The sequence below is a fragment of the Paractinoplanes deccanensis genome, assembly GCF_016862115.1.
GTDB lineage: Bacteria > Actinomycetota > Actinomycetes > Mycobacteriales > Micromonosporaceae > Actinoplanes > Actinoplanes deccanensis.
On sequence record NZ_BOMI01000033.1, the window covers coordinates 49655 to 63999 of the forward strand.

26 protein-coding genes and 1 pseudogene are annotated in these 14345 nt (G+C 68.3%); 24 read left to right on the forward strand and 3 right to left on the reverse strand.

The window, feature by feature from the left end:
- The first annotated feature begins 51 nt into the window (after window positions 1-51).
- Window positions 52-585 carry a GNAT family N-acetyltransferase gene (locus Ade02nite_RS09415; RefSeq protein ID WP_203761171.1) on the forward strand — a complete coding sequence of 178 codons (534 nt, stop codon included), beginning with the start codon at window positions 52-54 and terminating at the stop codon, window positions 583-585.
- Here Ade02nite_RS09415 and Ade02nite_RS09420 read toward each other — a convergent pair.
- Window positions 575-2002: an NAD-dependent succinate-semialdehyde dehydrogenase gene (locus tag Ade02nite_RS09420; RefSeq protein WP_203761172.1), complete on the reverse strand. Its 1428-nt coding sequence runs from the start codon at window positions 2000-2002 to the stop codon at window positions 575-577. The genes Ade02nite_RS09415 and Ade02nite_RS09420 overlap by 11 nt on opposite strands.
- Before the next feature lie 115 nt (window positions 2003-2117).
- On the opposite strand from Ade02nite_RS09420, the pseudogene Ade02nite_RS09425 reads away from it, so the two are divergent.
- Window positions 2118-2714 (forward strand): annotated as a pseudogene (locus Ade02nite_RS09425) (alpha-amylase family glycosyl hydrolase); the annotation flags it as partial.
- A 102-nt stretch (window positions 2715-2816) separates the two neighbouring features.
- Complete coding sequence (locus tag Ade02nite_RS09430; RefSeq protein ID WP_203761174.1) at window positions 2817-4385, forward strand: recombinase family protein; 1569 nt, start codon at window positions 2817-2819, stop codon at window positions 4383-4385.
- Here the strand turns inward: Ade02nite_RS09430 and Ade02nite_RS09435 are convergent.
- Window positions 4330-4716: a helix-turn-helix domain-containing protein gene (locus tag Ade02nite_RS09435; RefSeq protein WP_203761175.1), complete on the reverse strand. Its 387-nt coding sequence runs from the start codon at window positions 4714-4716 to the stop codon at window positions 4330-4332. The two genes, Ade02nite_RS09430 and Ade02nite_RS09435, sit on opposite strands and share 56 nt — an antisense overlap.
- A gap of 217 nt (window positions 4717-4933) precedes the next feature.
- Here Ade02nite_RS09435 and Ade02nite_RS09440 point away from each other — a divergent pair, with 217 nt between their 5' ends.
- The 11 genes from Ade02nite_RS09440 (at window position 4934) to Ade02nite_RS09490 (ending at window position 9727) form a co-directional block, all read left to right on the forward strand.
- Entirely contained in the window at window positions 4934-5185 is a 252-nt protein-coding gene (locus Ade02nite_RS09440) for a helix-turn-helix domain-containing protein (RefSeq protein ID WP_203761176.1), read from the forward strand.
- A complete protein-coding gene (locus tag Ade02nite_RS09445) occupies window positions 5182-5376 on the forward strand; it encodes a hypothetical protein (RefSeq protein ID WP_203761177.1) in 195 nt (64 codons plus the stop codon). Before Ade02nite_RS09440 ends, Ade02nite_RS09445 begins: the two co-directional genes overlap by 4 nt.
- The gene (locus Ade02nite_RS09450) at window positions 5373-5564 is read left to right on the forward strand and encodes a hypothetical protein (protein WP_203761178.1); all 192 of its coding nucleotides are present in this window, start codon (window positions 5373-5375) and stop codon (window positions 5562-5564) included. The genes Ade02nite_RS09445 and Ade02nite_RS09450 overlap by 4 nt, the downstream gene beginning before the upstream one ends.
- A gap of 82 nt (window positions 5565-5646) precedes the next feature.
- Complete coding sequence (locus tag Ade02nite_RS09455) at window positions 5647-5850, forward strand: hypothetical protein (RefSeq protein WP_203761179.1); 204 nt, start codon at window positions 5647-5649, stop codon at window positions 5848-5850.
- Window positions 5847-7880 (forward strand): DNA cytosine methyltransferase, encoded by a 2034-nt coding sequence (locus Ade02nite_RS09460; RefSeq protein WP_203761180.1) that lies wholly within the window; start codon window positions 5847-5849, stop codon window positions 7878-7880. The genes Ade02nite_RS09455 and Ade02nite_RS09460 overlap by 4 nt, the downstream gene beginning before the upstream one ends.
- Window positions 7877-8131, forward strand: a complete 255-nt coding sequence (locus Ade02nite_RS09465; protein ID WP_203761181.1) for a hypothetical protein — start codon at window positions 7877-7879, stop codon at window positions 8129-8131. The genes Ade02nite_RS09460 and Ade02nite_RS09465 overlap by 4 nt, the downstream gene beginning before the upstream one ends.
- A 59-nt stretch (window positions 8132-8190) precedes the next feature.
- The gene (locus tag Ade02nite_RS09470) at window positions 8191-8688 is read left to right on the forward strand and encodes a hypothetical protein (RefSeq protein WP_203761182.1); all 498 of its coding nucleotides are present in this window, start codon (window positions 8191-8193) and stop codon (window positions 8686-8688) included.
- Window positions 8685-8966 carry a hypothetical protein gene (locus Ade02nite_RS09475; RefSeq protein WP_203761183.1) on the forward strand — a complete coding sequence of 94 codons (282 nt, stop codon included), beginning with the start codon at window positions 8685-8687 and terminating at the stop codon, window positions 8964-8966. The genes Ade02nite_RS09470 and Ade02nite_RS09475 overlap by 4 nt, the downstream gene beginning before the upstream one ends.
- Window positions 8963-9199 (forward strand): hypothetical protein, encoded by a 237-nt coding sequence (locus Ade02nite_RS09480; RefSeq protein WP_203761184.1) that lies wholly within the window; start codon window positions 8963-8965, stop codon window positions 9197-9199. Before Ade02nite_RS09475 ends, Ade02nite_RS09480 begins: the two co-directional genes overlap by 4 nt.
- Window positions 9192-9497 carry a hypothetical protein gene (locus Ade02nite_RS09485; protein WP_203761185.1) on the forward strand — a complete coding sequence of 102 codons (306 nt, stop codon included), beginning with the start codon at window positions 9192-9194 and terminating at the stop codon, window positions 9495-9497. Before Ade02nite_RS09480 ends, Ade02nite_RS09485 begins: the two co-directional genes overlap by 8 nt.
- Window positions 9494-9727, forward strand: a complete 234-nt coding sequence (locus Ade02nite_RS09490; protein ID WP_203761186.1) for a hypothetical protein — start codon at window positions 9494-9496, stop codon at window positions 9725-9727. The genes Ade02nite_RS09485 and Ade02nite_RS09490 overlap by 4 nt, the downstream gene beginning before the upstream one ends.
- Before the next feature lies 1 nt (window position 9728).
- Here Ade02nite_RS09490 and Ade02nite_RS09495 read toward each other — a convergent pair whose 3' ends face one another.
- Window positions 9729-9989: a type II toxin-antitoxin system Phd/YefM family antitoxin gene (locus Ade02nite_RS09495; RefSeq protein WP_203761187.1), complete on the reverse strand. Its 261-nt coding sequence runs from the start codon at window positions 9987-9989 to the stop codon at window positions 9729-9731.
- Between the two features lie 129 nt (window positions 9990-10118).
- On the opposite strand from Ade02nite_RS09495, the gene Ade02nite_RS09500 reads away from it, so the two are divergent.
- The 10 genes from Ade02nite_RS09500 (at window position 10119) to Ade02nite_RS09545 (ending at window position 14344) form a co-directional block, all read left to right on the forward strand.
- The gene (locus Ade02nite_RS09500) at window positions 10119-10949 is read left to right on the forward strand and encodes a BRO family protein (protein ID WP_203761188.1); all 831 of its coding nucleotides are present in this window, start codon (window positions 10119-10121) and stop codon (window positions 10947-10949) included.
- The gene (locus tag Ade02nite_RS09505; protein WP_203761189.1) at window positions 10949-11191 is read left to right on the forward strand and encodes a hypothetical protein; all 243 of its coding nucleotides are present in this window, start codon (window positions 10949-10951) and stop codon (window positions 11189-11191) included. The genes Ade02nite_RS09500 and Ade02nite_RS09505 overlap by 1 nt, the downstream gene beginning before the upstream one ends.
- Window positions 11188-11487 carry a hypothetical protein gene (locus Ade02nite_RS09510; RefSeq protein ID WP_203761190.1) on the forward strand — a complete coding sequence of 100 codons (300 nt, stop codon included), beginning with the start codon at window positions 11188-11190 and terminating at the stop codon, window positions 11485-11487. The genes Ade02nite_RS09505 and Ade02nite_RS09510 overlap by 4 nt, the downstream gene beginning before the upstream one ends.
- On the forward strand, window positions 11484-11675 hold the full coding sequence (locus Ade02nite_RS09515) for a PASTA domain-containing protein (RefSeq protein WP_203761191.1): 192 nt from the start codon (window positions 11484-11486) through the stop codon (window positions 11673-11675). The genes Ade02nite_RS09510 and Ade02nite_RS09515 overlap by 4 nt, the downstream gene beginning before the upstream one ends.
- A 190-nt stretch (window positions 11676-11865) precedes the next feature.
- Complete coding sequence (locus Ade02nite_RS09520; RefSeq protein WP_203761192.1) at window positions 11866-12171, forward strand: hypothetical protein; 306 nt, start codon at window positions 11866-11868, stop codon at window positions 12169-12171.
- The gene (locus tag Ade02nite_RS09525; RefSeq protein ID WP_203761193.1) at window positions 12168-12383 is read left to right on the forward strand and encodes a hypothetical protein; all 216 of its coding nucleotides are present in this window, start codon (window positions 12168-12170) and stop codon (window positions 12381-12383) included. The genes Ade02nite_RS09520 and Ade02nite_RS09525 overlap by 4 nt, the downstream gene beginning before the upstream one ends.
- Window positions 12380-12595 (forward strand): hypothetical protein, encoded by a 216-nt coding sequence (locus tag Ade02nite_RS09530; protein ID WP_203761194.1) that lies wholly within the window; start codon window positions 12380-12382, stop codon window positions 12593-12595. Before Ade02nite_RS09525 ends, Ade02nite_RS09530 begins: the two co-directional genes overlap by 4 nt.
- Complete coding sequence (locus Ade02nite_RS09535; protein ID WP_203761195.1) at window positions 12592-12822, forward strand: hypothetical protein; 231 nt, start codon at window positions 12592-12594, stop codon at window positions 12820-12822. The genes Ade02nite_RS09530 and Ade02nite_RS09535 overlap by 4 nt, the downstream gene beginning before the upstream one ends.
- Window positions 12822-13865: a hypothetical protein gene (locus Ade02nite_RS09540; protein WP_203761196.1), complete on the forward strand. Its 1044-nt coding sequence runs from the start codon at window positions 12822-12824 to the stop codon at window positions 13863-13865. The genes Ade02nite_RS09535 and Ade02nite_RS09540 overlap by 1 nt, the downstream gene beginning before the upstream one ends.
- Entirely contained in the window at window positions 13862-14344 is a 483-nt protein-coding gene (locus Ade02nite_RS09545; RefSeq protein ID WP_203761197.1) for an HNH endonuclease, read from the forward strand. The genes Ade02nite_RS09540 and Ade02nite_RS09545 overlap by 4 nt, the downstream gene beginning before the upstream one ends.
- The last annotated feature ends 1 nt before the right edge of the window (window position 14345 follow it).

Genomic DNA, 14345 nt, shown 5'->3' on the forward strand with positions numbered 1-14345 from the left:
TAGGTGACTAGCACAATAGCAGTGCACCCAGCCGGGAGGAAGATGACGGGCATGACCCTCACGAGCCGGCTCGCTTCCCTCGCCGACCTGGAAGCGCTGAAACCGCTGATCGCCGCCGCCATCGCGGAGAACCAGAAGGGCTTCCTGACGCCGTCGCAGATCGCGAGCAGCGACGCGATCATGGGGCTGGACACGCAGCTCATCGAGGACAAGACGTACTTCGTCGTGCTCGACGACGGGCAGATCGCGGGCTGCGGCGGGTGGAGCCGGCGGGCGACGCTCTACGGCGGCGACCACTCCGCGGGACGCGACGCGGCGCTGCTCGATCCGGCGAAGGACCCGGCCAAGGTACGGGCGATGTACACGCACCCGGCGCACACGCGGCGCGGCGTCGGCCGGCTGATCCTGTCGCTCTGCGAGCAGGCCGCGGCGGCCGAGGGCTTCACGACGCTGGAACTGATGGGAACGCTCTCCGGTCAGCCCCTCTACGAGGCGTACGGCTTCGTCGTGGTCGAACGGGTCGAGGACGCCCGCGGTGGCGCCCCCGTCCCGCTCGTCCGGATGAGAAAGGCCGTTACCAGCTGACCGCGATGTACTTGGACTCGAGGTATTCGAGCAGGCCCTCGTGGCCGCCCTCGCGCCCGATGCCGCTCTGCTTCACGCCGCCGAACGGCGCGGCCGGGTCGCTCACCAGCCCCCGGTTGAGGCCCACCATGCCGGCCTCGATCGCCTCGCTGACCCGCAGGCCGCGCGCCAGGTCGCCGGTGTAGACGTACGCCACCAGGCCGTACTCGGTGTCGTTGGCCAGCCGCACGGCCTCGGCCTCGTCGGTGAAGGTGACGATCGGCGCGACCGGCCCGAAGATCTCCTCCCGCAGGATCGGCGCGTCCGGCGCGACCCCGGTGAGCACGGTCGGCGGGTAGTAGAAGCCCGGGCCCTCGGGGCGCGAGCCGCCGGTCGCCGCCGTGGCGCCGCCCCGCAGGGCGTCCTTGACCAGGCTGTCGACCTTGCCGACGGTGTCCTCGTTGACCAGCGGGCCGACCTGGGTGCTCTCGTCGGTGCCGGGGCCGACGCGCAGCGCGGACATGCGCTCGGCGAGCCGCCGCGAGAACGCCTCGGCGACGGGCGCCTCGACGTAGAAGCGGTTCGCCGCCGTGCACGCCTCGCCGCCGTTGCGCATCTTGGCGATCATCGCGCCCTCGATGGCCGCGTCGAGGTCGGCGTCGGCGAAGACCAGGAACGGCGCGTTGCCGCCCAGCTCCATCGACGTGTTGATCACGTGGTCGGCGGCCTGGGCGAGCAGGATGCGCCCGACCTCGGTGGAGCCGGTGAACGACAGCTTGCGCACCCGCGGGTCCTTGAGCATCCGGCCGACGACCTTGCCGGAGCTGCGTGACGGCAGCACGTTCACCACGCCGGAGGGCACGCCCGCCTCGGCGAGGATCGCGGCCATGGCGAGCGCGGTCAGCGGGGTGTCGCTGGCCGGCTTGAGCACCACCGTGCAGCCCGCGGCGAGCGCCGGCCCGATCTTGCGGGTGGCCATGGCGGCCGGGAAGTTCCACGGCGTCACGAGCACGCAGACACCGACCGGCTGGCGCGTCACCAGGATCCGGTTGGCGCCCGACGGGGCGGTGGCCAGGTCGCCGGCGCCGCGCACGGCCTCCTCGGCGAACCAGCGGAAGAACTCGGCCGCGTACGTCACCTCGCCCTTGGCGTCGGCGAGAGCCTTGCCGTTCTCGAGACTGATGAGCTTGGCGAGCTCGCCGGCCCGCTCGGTCATCAGCTCCCAGGCCCTGCGCAGGGCCTCACCTCGTACGCGGGGAGGAGTCGCCGCCCAGGCCGGGCCCGCCTCCGCCGCCGCGTCCACCGCGGAGATCGCGTCCGCCTCGGACCCGTCCGCGACCGAGGCGATCACGTCACCGGTCGCCGGGTCTCGCACGTCGAAACGGTCCCCGGTCGAGGAGGGGACCCACTTGCCGCCGATGAAGAGTTCAGTTTCCACGCCTTCAGTGTCGTCCCGATGGGTACTGGGGGCCAATGGTTCACGTGACGGCCGAGCGCACCTTCTTCGGGGTCGAGCTGAGCCCGGCGATCCGCCGGCTGATGGGCGGGGTGCGGTGACGGTCACGTACCAGATCTATCCCCGCTCGTTCGCCGACTCGGACGGCGACGGCGTCGGCGACCTGGACGGCATCACGGCCCGGCTGCCGTACGTCGCCGGGCTGGGCGTGGACGCGATCTGGCTGACGCCGTTCCAGCGTTCCCCGCAGGCGGACCACGGGTACGACGTGAGCGACTACTGCGACGTCGACCCGCTCTTCGGCGACCTGGCCGCCTTCGACCGCCTGCTGGCCGCCGCGCACGCCCTCGGCCTGCGGGTCCTCGCCGACATCGTGCCGAACCACAGCTCGCGCGAGCATCCGCTGTTCGAGGCGGCGCTGCGCGACGAGCCCGGCGCCCGGGCGCGCTACCACTTCGCCGACAAGCCCAACAACTGGCCGAGCGTCTTCGGCGGCCCGGCGTGGACGCGGGCGCCCGGCGGACAGTGGTACCTGCACCTGTACGCGCCGGAGCAGCCCGACTGGAACTGGCGTCACCCGGACACGGCGCCGTTCTTCGACGACGTGGTGCGCTTCTGGTTCGACCGGGGCGTCGACGGCCTGCGCATCGACGTCGCGCACGGCCTCTTCAAGAAGCCGGGCCTGCCGGACCTCCCCGGCTCGGTGCGGCCGGTGCCGGGCCGCCTGCGCGAGATCGTGTACGCCTGCGACCAGCCACAGGTTTGTAATGCACGGTGTTTGCCGTAGCGTGCTTCCATGCGCTCCGACCTGTACGCAAGGAAGAGCACTACTGACCTGGGCCGATCGGTGGCACGCCAGGAACGGGCTTGGCGGGCCGACTGCGCCACGAATGACATCGAGGCAGGGCGAGTCTTCGTCGACCCTGACCTGTCCGCCAGCCGTTACGCCCGCAAGGACCGGCCCGACTACGCCGCCCTGCTGGTTCACATCGAGGCCGGCAACGCTCGCATGATTTCGCTACTCGAGGTGACCCGTGGCTCTCGGCGCATGCGTGAATGGGTCGACTTTCTCGATCTGTGTCGTGACCTGAAGGTGCTGATCCGCATCTTCGGCAACGGCGACGAGGAGGAAGCCCAGACCTACCAGCCGTGGCGCCAGAAGGACCGCGACTTCCTCATGCGGGAAGGCATGGCTGCCGAGGGTGAGGTGGAGAAGCTACGCGCACGCACGATGGCGGGTACGGCTGACGCCGCCCACGAGGGCCGCCCAGGCGGCCCTCTGATCGACGGATACAAGCGGGTCTACGGGTCTTTCACCGATGACAGCGTCTCGCTGTCCGGATCTCGCCGCCGGGTGATTCAGCAGGTCGTCGACGAGCCGCGGGCAGCGATCTACCGCGCCGCAGCCGAGGGGGTCATCAACGGGGTTCCGCTGGAGATGATGGCGCGGATTCTCAACGCCTGGCAGGTACCTACCGCGTCGGGAACAGGTAGGTGGAGAGGCGCAGTGCTTCGCCGGGCGCTGCTGAGTCCCGCCTTGCAGGGGCACCGGGTGCTCCGCGGCGAGATCACCAGACGGAACGCCTGGCCAGCAGTGGTGGAGCCGAACCTTGCGGCGCGGGTTCAGGCAGTGCTCGAGACGCGCGGCAGGAGGCACCGTTCAGACGGCCGGCTGAAGTATCTACTGTCGGGGGCGCTGCGCTGCCCTGTCTGCGGTGTCGGCCTCAACGGTCAGGTATGGAAGAACCGGCCGCCGGCGTACGTGTGTGTCACTCCGGGCTGCCATCAGGTGGGCTGTGCGATTCGGTTGGCCGACGCCGAGGTTTCCCAGCTGATCGTTGCTCGGCTTATTCAGCAGGACGCCATGAGTGCTCCTGCGTTTCATGCAGCCGTTGACGATGTTGCGGTGCGAGCGGTCGATGAGGAACTGCGAGCGCTCAATCAGCGGGTGAAGGAACTCCATCGAGAGGCGGCCTTGCCTGACGGACCCAGCTTCGCCCTGGTGGCATCGACGGAACGTGCACTTAATGAGCAAATCGGCGCCGCCCAGGAACGGCGCCGGCGGCTTGTCATGCCACCGGCACTGGACGGTTTCGACCCGCAGGATCTGGCCAGGAAGTGGTACGGCGACGACTACACCGTCGGGGAGAAGCGGGCGGTGGTGATGGGTCTAGCCGATCTGGTGTTGTCGCGCGTGGGCAAGGCGGGCCGGTGGTCGAAGTGGCGGCTGGCTGAGTCGCGGTGGCGCGGCGATGAGCTGACCTGGGGCGAACATTGGGAAGCGCAGGGTGAGCAGCGCCCATCCCGATTCACCCGGTCTGCCGATCTGACGTGGAAGCCTGCTGAAGATACTTCAGATAGTTGATCCACTCGCGGCGGCTCTCTGCGGAGATGCTGCCGCTTTGCAGGATGTCGAGGACTTCTTCCACTTCCTGGGGCAACTGGTCCTGCCCTGCTCTAAGGTCGTCTTCTGTCAGGTAGCCGAGGCTTACCGCTGCCCGACGTGGGTCGACGCCGAGGGCGGCGCATACGGCCCGGACGTGTTCGGGTTCGGGCCTGTCGGCGAGCCCTCGTTCCCATCGGCTGATGGTGCTGCGGCTGACGCCGGATTCCCGTTCGAGGTCGTCTTGCGACCATCCTTTGGCGCGCCGGCCGTCGGCGATGAGGTCGGCGAAACTTTGCACTGCGTCAGCCATGACGCAAGCGTAGGTGACGGGACCGGACAGACTTTGCGCCAGGTGTGACGCGTGCATGGGTGACATGTGCGCAGCTCCAACCTGGTTTGTTGCCCTGTAGGCAGTGTCGTGTACATAGCGTACTGTGCTCGATCGATCAGCATAGATACCTGACACGAAGGTGACGCGGGCTGCGTCACTATTGACGCGTGCGCCATATGTGCGTCAGGATTACGTCATGAGTGACGCAGCAACCGTTGTGCGGCGCGTCATCCCCGACGAGCCACCCAAACTCCGCAAGGACGTCTACTTCGCTGCCTGCCGTGCCAAGGGCGCCACCACGGAGAAGGACCGCGTCCGGCTGTTCGGCATGCCCCGCCGGTCCGTCTTCCGGTACGAAAACGACGAAGTCGTGCCTCTACTGAGCACCGCCCAGTGGATCGCCTCGCAGCTCGACTGCACCGTCGACGAGCTCTGGCCGGCCGCATGAACATCGACGACCTGCCCGACTACGCCATCAAGCTCGCCGACGTCGCGCCGCGGCTGACACCCGACCAGCTCGAACTCATCTCGTCGACGCTTTACCAGCCCGGCCGTGCACCCCGCAGACTCGCCAACGAGCCGAGCGCCGAAGTCCACGAGCTTCCTGCCCGCCCACGCCGTCGCAAGCAGGCCGCATGACCACCGCGACGATCCGCCCACTGCTCTCCGGCGGCGCCTTGTTCGAGCTCGCGGAGATGACCCACTGGTTCCCGTCGAAGCGTGACGCGGAGGCCGAAGCGGTGTCTCGCCGGATGCCGTACCGCGTGGTCGAAGCCGAGCAGCCGGCGCCTGCGGTGCTGGCCGTCTCCCCCGCGCTGAACCCCTGACGCACTGAAGCCCCGGGCGTCTGCACCGCCCAGGGCTTCGGCTTTCCCTACTCAACGATCACTCGGCAAGGAAGTGACGCTGATGTATCTGGATTCTACGGACACGACCACCGTGCCACGCAACCGACAGCGCCTGGATGGCACACCTCTCACCCCGACGTGCGAGATCCCGCTCAAGATGTGCTGCGGTGCGGTCCTGCTCGGCGAGCAGTGCGGGTGTGACCAGAACGGGCTGTTCAGCGAACTGCCGGACGTCTTCTGGGACCTTCGCGGGGTGATCGCGTGAGCGTCCGCACCTCCTCCCGGAAGAAGCAGCAGGCCGAGAACCGCACCGCTACGCATAGGCCGGCGACCCGCAAGCGCCGTTTCCGCCACGACGACCTTGTTGCTGTCGACCTATTCTCCGGCTTCGGCGGACTCACGCAGGGCATCGAGATGGCCGGGTTTACGACGATCATGGCGGCGAACCACAAGGAGTACAAGGTCCAGGTACACGAGGCGAACCACCCGCACGCCGAGCATTGGATCGCCGACCTCGTCGACCCGGACTCCTCCGACTATCACTCGGCCCGCGACCTCCCGGCCGCCGACATCCTCGTTGCGGGCATCAGCTGTGTCCAGCATTCGCAGGCGAACACACAGAAGGCGTACGAGCAGGGCCTGACGCTGTTCGACATCGCCGGTGACGAGGAGTACGAGGAGCGGGTGACCCGTTCGGAACGGGACCGGGCCACCGCCTTGTGTGTCCTGCAATACGCCGAGCGGCACCACCCTCGCATGATTCTCGTGGAGTGCACTACCGAGCTCACCTCGTGGGGCCCGGCCCTGCCGAACCGCCCCAAGGTGGGTGATGGCACAACGTATCGGTGGTGGCTCAAGCAGATCTCCAACCTGGGCTACCGCCACAAGGTGCTGTACCTGAACTCGCAGTTCTTCGGCGTGCCGCAGTCGCGGGACCGGTACTACTGCGTGTTCTGGGACAAGGGCCTGCCCGCCCCGGACCTGGAGCACCGGCCGGCATCGTGGTGCGGCCGGTGCAGCGAGATCGTGCCGGCGGTGTGGTCGTGGAAGACGGGCATCCCGCCGACCGGGTCGGTGCGCTACGGCAAGCAGTACAACTACCGCTGCCCTCGGTGCCGCAACGAGGTCATCCCGCCGATGAGCCCGTCGATCGACGCGCTCGACTTGACCAGCCTCGGCACCCGGATCGGTGACAAGCCGGTCAAGAAGCATAAGGACGGGTCAATCGGCCCGCTAGCGGCAGCCACTCTGGCCCGCGCCGACCGGTGCCGTCAACGCTTCCCCGAGTTTCCCGCCGTGCTCATGCCCGCGAAGGCTGTGCACGGGTCAGAGCGCCACCCGTGGCAGCCGATGGCGACGCAGACGAGCCAGCAGGAGGCGGCGCTGCTGTCCACGGGCGCTGTGATGGTCGCTGCGGGGAACACGTACGAGAGGGCTGGTTCGGAGTGCCGTTCCCGTGACCTGAGCCAGCCGTTGTGGACACAGCACGCCACCAACGGCGTCGGCCTGGTCACCCCGCCGGTCGCGCTCACCGGTCACGTCATCGCGGCGCACCGGCACAACGGCGACGGCCAGCATTTCAGCCGCCCCATGGACACGGTCACCTCCACGCACGAGAAGGCTGTGGTGCTCGCCGCGGTCAACAACTTCCAGGGCGCTCCGCGCGGCCTGAATGAGGCGCTGCCGACTCAAGCCGGTTCGGAAACGCTCAGTCTCGTCTCGGCCGGCGTGGTCCCGTTTCGGAAGAACACCATGCCGACGACCCACGCCGAGGCGATGCCGACGGTCACTTCCGAGCAGATCCCGGGACTGCTTACTGCGGCGGGCACCATCAAGAACAACGGGTCGATCGACGAGGCGCAGTATCGGGCGCATCCGGTGACTGACCCGCTTGGCACCCTTGTGGCGTCGTCCGCCAACCAGGGGCTGCTGTTCTCCGGCTGGTACAAGCGGAACGGCACCGATGCGGCAGCCACTGCGCCGCATGCGGTGACCGACCCTCTGGGTGCCCTCACGGCCCGCGACACCACGGCACTGCTGACCGCTCAGTGGCATGCCGCACTGGCTGATCTGGCGCTTGAGGACTGCTACTTCCGGATGCTGGGCGCGCACGAGGTGGGCCGCGGCTGCGGGTTCGACGTGGACTTCCCCGGCTACCAAGGCAGCTTCCTGGTCTGGGGTTCGGCCCGGGATCAGACCGACGGTTTCGGGAACGCTGTCTCGCCTGCGGTGGGCGCGTGGATCGGCAAGCGTCTGCGGGCCGTGCTGCACAGCGAAGCCGGAGTGGCCGCATGAACGCCTTCCTGTGGTTCCTCCTCGGCGCCCTGACGCTCGGCTCGCCCATGGCGTTCGCCCTCTACTTCCTGCTGGCCGAGTCGGTGCGCCGCCGCGCGTATCGGGTCGGCCGCCGGGATGCCGAACTCGAGCACGGCTGGCGTACGGACCCGGCCCTTTACCGCGTGGTGCGCCGCCGGTCGTGGCCTCTGGACCGTAAGTCGTCCGATGAGGCGGTGCTGCTGTTCCCGCGGGTGTCCCCGCCCCGCTGACCGGCCCCCGGTCCCCTCCCCCGATTCCTGTTTCTGTCTCGCAAATCTTGAGGTGTGCCATGTCTTTGACCGGTCGTATCGAGGAGCAGGAGACGCGCCGACTGGCGCCGAAGTCGTCCTGGGTGAAGCCGTCCACCGCGGCGTCGAACCAGGCCGCCGGCCGCTACACCCGGCCGCGGGCGGGCCGCCACCGGGCGCCGGAGTTCGTCACGCCAGAGGCGTCGCCGGTCGCGGACACGGCGGTGTTCGACCGGCCTGCCGCGCTGACGCCGCGTACCCCGCAGCTGCCGCCGACGGACGGTGCCGCCTACCCGTCGTGGATGCGTGACCAGCCTGTGGGTGAGCAGACCGAGGTGATCCGCCCCGGGGAATACCCGGCGGTCATCGCGGGCGGTCTGCCGTTCCGGGCTCCGGGTGCGGCGATGGCCGCCGCGTCCATGCCGTGCTCGCGTCCACTGTCGGGGTCGCGGCTGCTGGTGCGCACCTTGGTCGAGTCGCTGCTGCGGGTCCGCGCCGGCGCGGTGTCGCTGCTGCGCCCGAAGCGGGGTGGGCAGTGAGCGGCGTGGCCGAGGTCGCGTACTGGGTGTTGGTCACAGTCGCCGCCGCGGTGCTCGTGGCCGTCCTCGGCGAGATCTACGGGTGGTGGTCCCGTATCGCCGCCGTCACGGCGTGGGTGCGGTTGTGGCGCCGCCACTGGCGGCTGCTGTGGGCCGCTCGTACAGCCGACTGGGATTCGTGGCTGATGCGGCTGTGCTACCTGGACGGCTGCCGACACGGCGACGACGTGGCGTGGCTCGACGAGGGCCGCTCCGACGAGCCAGGCGGTGTGCGTTGAACGACCCGCAGCACTTCACGCCGATGAACGGGCGTGGGCATCGCCGCCGGAAGGTGGTGAACATGCCGGCGGGCGACCGGTACGGCATGGACCCGTACGAGGTGCGGGCGCTGGAGCTCGTCGGGGAGATCGACCGCTGGTTGCGGGCGGATCAGGACCGCGAGGCACGCCGGGTGAGGGCGCAGTTCGATGCGCTGACGGAGGGCTGGGATGGCGGGGATCCCGGTGAGTAGCACGGACACGCGCGAGCTTGCGAACGCTGCCGCCCACCGTCTGTGGGGTGAGTTCCGCGCCTACCGGGATCAGGTGCGGTTCCGCTACCAGGAGCTGGAGCCGGCCGATCCGCACCGTCAGGAGCTGCTGGCGTTGTGGACGTACCTGGCCGAGCTGGGCGACGCGCTGCACGGGCTGCTGTCGGTGCCGGTGGACGCGGTCGTAGAGATGCGGCCGAGCCGGGTGGGTGAGGACACGCAAGAGTTCCTGGCCGCGCGCAAGCCGATGCGCCGCAACGGGCGTTGGAGCACGCTGTGACGTGGGTGGAGGACGCGGGCGCGGTGATGGCCGGCGGCCCGCTGCTTCTCCTCTGCGGCCTGGTGGTGCTGTTGCTGACCGCCATGGCCGTCGTGGGTGTGGTGGAGCGCGTCCGTGAGCGGCGCCGTCAGCGCAGGCGGGTTCACCAGGCGTGGGAGCGCACGGCTGAGCCTGAGGTTGCGCGGCGTCTGCCGCGGCAGCGTGCGGGTGAGCAGGAGCTGCGGCGGTGAGTCAGAGATCGGTTGGCTCGCCCATCTTCTCGGCAGCCTGGCGGTACCAATCCATCGGCACGAGCACAGCTGTCGGCTTGCCGTGCCTCGTGAAGACGACGTGCTCGGCTGGCTTCTCGGCGGTGCCGGTAACCCGGGTGATGACGTCCTTGAGGTGGAGCCGTAGCTCCTGGATTCCCAGCATGACCCGCTTCGCCATGTCGAGATCGTACGGGTTTCTGTGCGGACTTCTGTCACTTGGTGCCGTGGTCGTGATCGTCATGGGGTCACCCTCTCGAATGCTGACACTTTCCCTGCTACTAATTCTGTAACTTTTACTGTAGTCTCAAAGTTGCAGGACGGGCAATGCCTCATCCGCGCATCGGCACAACCACGTCAAAGGAGAGGGCACTTGAGCAGCATCGCCAGAGTCTTCGGGTTCGGTGGCGCCGAGCTTCGGACCACCCTCGTAGACGAAGAGCCGTGGTTTGTCGCGGCCGACATCTGCCGTGTCCTCGGGCTGAAGAACACCACCATGGCGCTGCGCGCACTCGACGAGGACGAGAAGGGTCTAAGTCGGATTGACACCCCCGGCGGCCAGCAGAATCTCGCGGTCGTCAACGAATCCGGCCTGTACGCACTGATCGTCCGCTCCGACAAGCCCAACGCGAAGCCGTTCCGCAGGTGGGTCACCGGCGAGGTGCTGCCCGCCATCCGCAAGACCGGCCGGTACGACATCACTGAGCAGAACACCAACCACCCGGCGATCCCTCAGTCCTTCGCCGATGCTCTTCAGCTCGCCGCAGACCAAGCGCGTGAGATCGAGCGACAGAACAATGCGATCGCTGAGCTGGAGCCCCGCGCCGCGCAGGCTGACCACCACCGCTCCGCCGACGCAAAGATCCCGATCGGGGACTTCGCCAACAACCTCAAAGCCTGGGCGAAGCAGAACCACGGCGTGCAGATCCGCCACAAGGACGTCTGGGACTTCCTCGGCGACATCGGCCTGCTGATTCGCGGCAACACCGCCCGCAACAACCAGCCAACCGCGTTCGCCACCGATCGGGACTTCGTGCGCGTCAAGACCTCCGAGTACGAGACCGAGACGCGCGGCTTGCAGTCCTCCACCTCACCTCGACTTACCCCTGCCGGCGAGGGCTGGGCGTGGGATCGCGCGGTCAAGCGCATCGCCACCCACGGGTCGCTAGCCGCGCCCACCAAAGCCATTGAAGGAGCCAAGTGATGACCACGATGGTGAAGGTGCCATTCGACAGCGGCACCGCCAGGTTCGACCAGGACAAGCTCGCCACGGCCCTGCTGGTGTGGCTGGACGCCGCGGGCCTCGAAGGACAGCGGCGGCTTGCCGCCGTGCGCAACCGGCTCCGTGACGAGCATGGCATCGACGCCGGGGAGGCAATCTCGCTCACTGTCGCCGCCCGGATCTGCGACGAGCGCGGTATCGACCCGTATGCGAGCGCCGCATGACCCTCGACGTCCAGCTCTTCGAGCGCGGTTTCTTCAAGAACATCCAGGCGGTCCGGCTTACCCGCGAGAACCTGTGGGACGTCTTCGAGTGGGCGGACAGCAAGCCGTTCTACGGCCCGAAGGGTGAGGGCGACACCGAGCAGCCGATCACCGGCCTGACCGTGTTCGAGCCGACCGGGCGGAACAAGGCCGACTTCGGCGACTGGGTGTACCGCACCCCGAACGGTGACTTCCGCACCTACCCGGACGCCGAGTTCCGGGAGCTGTTCACGCCGGTTGAAGGCGGGCCGTCATGAGCAGCCACTTCCGCACCCTCACCGTGGTTGCGGAGATCCCCGACGAGTCGGATCTGCGCTACTGCGGCTACGCGGCCGAGGTCGCCCGCAAGGCGCTAGAGCAGGCCGGGTTCGTCGTCTCGCGTGTCCGGAACGAACACAACGAGGACGGCGAGATGCCGCCGTGGCGAGCGGAGATCCCGTGGTGACCACGGCCGTGCTCCCCCGCCACCTGCTCGCCCCGGCCGATGTGCCGTTGAAGTGCGCGTCTGAGAACGCCGCCCGCTCTCCCGCCGTGAAGTGCGACGAGCCGGGCTCGCTCCTTCGATGCCCGCTGTGCCCCGCGAGCTCGACGTACTGGCGCAATGCCTACCCCACGACTCCCGAAGGAGGCAACCAATGACCTACGCCGTGATCATGCAGTACCCCGGTGACGGGGAACTGGAAGCGAACCGTGCCGAGTTCTTCGGCACCCTCGACGAGGCGGTTGCCTGGCGCGACCGGCAGGGCGAGGACTGGCTGAAGGTCTTCCGTGTCGAGCCAGTCACCGAGTCAGCCATGTGGGACTGGTCCATTCGGAAGGCTGGCACGGACGAGCAGCCGAACTTCGCGTACACCTCCGAGCAGGCCGCCCGAAGTTCCTGCTCCGGGGGGATGGAACTGGTCAGGCGCCGCCGGGGCTCGTCGGTGTGGGTGGCCGCATGAGTACCGTCGCCAAGCGCAAGACCGTCGAGCGCTTCAACCGCGACGACCCGGTCGGCACTCCGGTCCGATTCTGGCCTGGCGTCCGTTCGGGCGAGGGCATCGAGTCGGCAACCCGCAGCAGCGCGCAGATCCTGTCCGGTCACACGCCGGTCGTCTGGGTCGAGGGCCACGCCGGGTGCATCGCCCTGACGCACGTGGAGCCGATCCGATGACCGCCGTCGAGCCCTACGAGGCTCTGCGCCTGCCCGAACTGCCCGTCACCGATCAGCTGCGCGACGCCTACTCGGATCTGCTGACTGCCGTGTGCGGCATGCCGTACCCGGGCGGTAACGCCGACGCCATCGCGTACGCGCTGCGGTGGATGCGCGCCAACCCGGAGCGGGCCGACGTACTGCTCGGGCGCACGGAAGGGGCGACACAGTGAGTGCCACCTTGGACGCGCTTGCCCGCATCGACGACGGCATCACCGACCGCGAGCCCGCCGACGTGTTCCGCCGGCACAGCGTGGACCCGTGGGCAGCGATGGAGACCCGCCTCGACGAGCAGGCCGCCGACCGGTGCGTGATCTGCGGTGAGTACGGCGACGGCCCGGAGTGCTGGACGTGCACCGCCGACTGGGACCGCGGCATCGCCAGGAGCTGTGATCTCTGATGCCGATCGCTGCCGGCGCCGAAGCCGTCCTGACCCGCGAGTTCCCGTTCCACTCCGTGGAGGAGTCCGACGACGGCCGCTGGTACATCATCGACGGCCAGCGGCTGATGTCCGTCACCACCGCTTTCAAGGCGGCGGCGAAGCGTGGCCTGGTGGAGAAGTCCGCCAGCCTGTCCGCCGAGCTCGCCTTCGACCAGATCCCGCTGATCGTGTCGGCGTCACGCCGTAAGCCGTGCGGGAACACCTGGTCGCGTTGCAAGCACGAGGACGGCGAGTCCTGCGAGCGGTGCCCGTGCCGGGTGTGCCGGGCATGTGTGCAGCGGTGGATCGCCGAGCAGCACAACCGGGAGTGGGGCCGGCGCGCCGACGAAGGTGTGCGGGTCCACGATGTTGCCGAGTGGTGGTCGTACCACGGGGAGATCAAAGACCACGACGCGGACATCGCCGGGTATGTGACGTCGTTCCAGTCGTACGTCGCCGACTACGGCATCACCCCCGACGATGTGCTGCTGGCCGAGGCGCTGCTAGTGCATCGAAAGATCGGTGCGGCCGGGCAGACCGACGGGATCGTGCGCATCCACGCGGAACGCACCGAGAAGGCCGCCAAGCTGGTCTCCCGGCTGACGCAGACGAACTGGCGCAAGGCGCAGAAGCAGAAGCTCACCCTCGACGTGCTGTTCGACATCAAAACCCGCGAGGCCGAGGAGCCGAAGTTCTACCCGGAGAACGCCCTCCAGTTGGCCGGGTACCGGCACTTCCCGGTGATCCGGGTGAAGAACTCCGACACCGAAGTGCCGATGCTACCTGTCGACGCCGGCGTGATCGTGCAGCTGCTCCCCCACGACTACGCGGTCCGGCCTGTCGTCTGCGACCGGGCCACCTACGAGAACGGGTTCCTGCCGCACCTGAACGCCTACCGCTGGACCACCGAGGACGGCGCCGCCGCGGTGTCCTCGAGAACGTTCGTCCTGCCGGAGACGGTAGCCGCCCGCGCCCGCAAGGCCGCGAAGGAGCAGGCCGTCGCCGAAGGGGCTGCGGCATGACTTCGACGCTGATTCACCTCAATGGCTTCGACATCGATCCTGTCGCCGGCCTGGTGTACGGGCCTAAAGGCAAGCCGGTCGGCAGCAAGGACACCCGCGGCTACGTGCAGATCGACGGGCGGACCCGAGGGTACGGACTTCAATCGGCGCACCGCTTGATCTGGCAGGCGGCCAACGGGCCGATCCCAGACGGGCTTGAGGTCAATCACAAGAACGGGATCAAGGCGGACAACAGGATTTCGAACCTGGAACTCCTCACGCGTCAAGGCAACATCCAGCACGCCTACCAAACCGGCCTCAAGTCGAATCGTGTCGACAAGCATCCCAACCGCAAGCTCAGCTCGGTCGATGTACGCGCGATCCGCCGCCTGATTGCCGCAGGCATTTCGTGCAGCGAGTTGTCCAACCGGTTCAGCGTGACCGTTCAGACGATCTACCACATCCGTAGCCGCAAGACCTGGTCCCACCTAGGAGACTGAC

Excerpts from the sequence above, each read along its gene's own strand:
- Ade02nite_RS09415 (WP_203761171.1), top strand. The coding sequence starts at position 52 with ATGACCCTCACGAGCCGGCTCGCTTCCCTCGCCGACCTGGAAGCGCTG.
- Ade02nite_RS09430 (WP_203761174.1), top strand. The coding sequence starts at position 2,817 with ATGCGCTCCGACCTGTACGCAAGGAAGAGCACTACTGACCTGGGCCGA.
- Ade02nite_RS09435 (WP_203761175.1), bottom strand. The coding sequence starts at position 4,716 with ATGGCTGACGCAGTGCAAAGTTTCGCCGACCTCATCGCCGACGGCCGG.
- Ade02nite_RS09440 (WP_203761176.1), top strand. The coding sequence starts at position 4,934 with ATGAGTGACGCAGCAACCGTTGTGCGGCGCGTCATCCCCGACGAGCCA.
- Ade02nite_RS09445 (WP_203761177.1), top strand. The coding sequence starts at position 5,182 with ATGAACATCGACGACCTGCCCGACTACGCCATCAAGCTCGCCGACGTC.
- Ade02nite_RS09450 (WP_203761178.1), top strand. The coding sequence starts at position 5,373 with ATGACCACCGCGACGATCCGCCCACTGCTCTCCGGCGGCGCCTTGTTC.
- Ade02nite_RS09455 (WP_203761179.1), top strand. The coding sequence starts at position 5,647 with ATGTATCTGGATTCTACGGACACGACCACCGTGCCACGCAACCGACAG.
- Ade02nite_RS09465 (WP_203761181.1), top strand. The coding sequence starts at position 7,877 with ATGAACGCCTTCCTGTGGTTCCTCCTCGGCGCCCTGACGCTCGGCTCG.
- Ade02nite_RS09470 (WP_203761182.1), top strand. The coding sequence starts at position 8,191 with ATGTCTTTGACCGGTCGTATCGAGGAGCAGGAGACGCGCCGACTGGCG.
- Ade02nite_RS09495 (WP_203761187.1), bottom strand. The coding sequence starts at position 9,989 with ATGACGATCACGACCACGGCACCAAGTGACAGAAGTCCGCACAGAAAC.
- Ade02nite_RS09505 (WP_203761189.1), top strand. The coding sequence starts at position 10,949 with ATGACCACGATGGTGAAGGTGCCATTCGACAGCGGCACCGCCAGGTTC.
- Ade02nite_RS09510 (WP_203761190.1), top strand. The coding sequence starts at position 11,188 with ATGACCCTCGACGTCCAGCTCTTCGAGCGCGGTTTCTTCAAGAACATC.
- Ade02nite_RS09515 (WP_203761191.1), top strand. The coding sequence starts at position 11,484 with ATGAGCAGCCACTTCCGCACCCTCACCGTGGTTGCGGAGATCCCCGAC.
- Ade02nite_RS09520 (WP_203761192.1), top strand. The coding sequence starts at position 11,866 with ATGACCTACGCCGTGATCATGCAGTACCCCGGTGACGGGGAACTGGAA.
- Ade02nite_RS09525 (WP_203761193.1), top strand. The coding sequence starts at position 12,168 with ATGAGTACCGTCGCCAAGCGCAAGACCGTCGAGCGCTTCAACCGCGAC.
- Ade02nite_RS09530 (WP_203761194.1), top strand. The coding sequence starts at position 12,380 with ATGACCGCCGTCGAGCCCTACGAGGCTCTGCGCCTGCCCGAACTGCCC.
- Ade02nite_RS09540 (WP_203761196.1), top strand. The coding sequence starts at position 12,822 with ATGCCGATCGCTGCCGGCGCCGAAGCCGTCCTGACCCGCGAGTTCCCG.
- Ade02nite_RS09545 (WP_203761197.1), top strand. The coding sequence starts at position 13,862 with ATGACTTCGACGCTGATTCACCTCAATGGCTTCGACATCGATCCTGTC.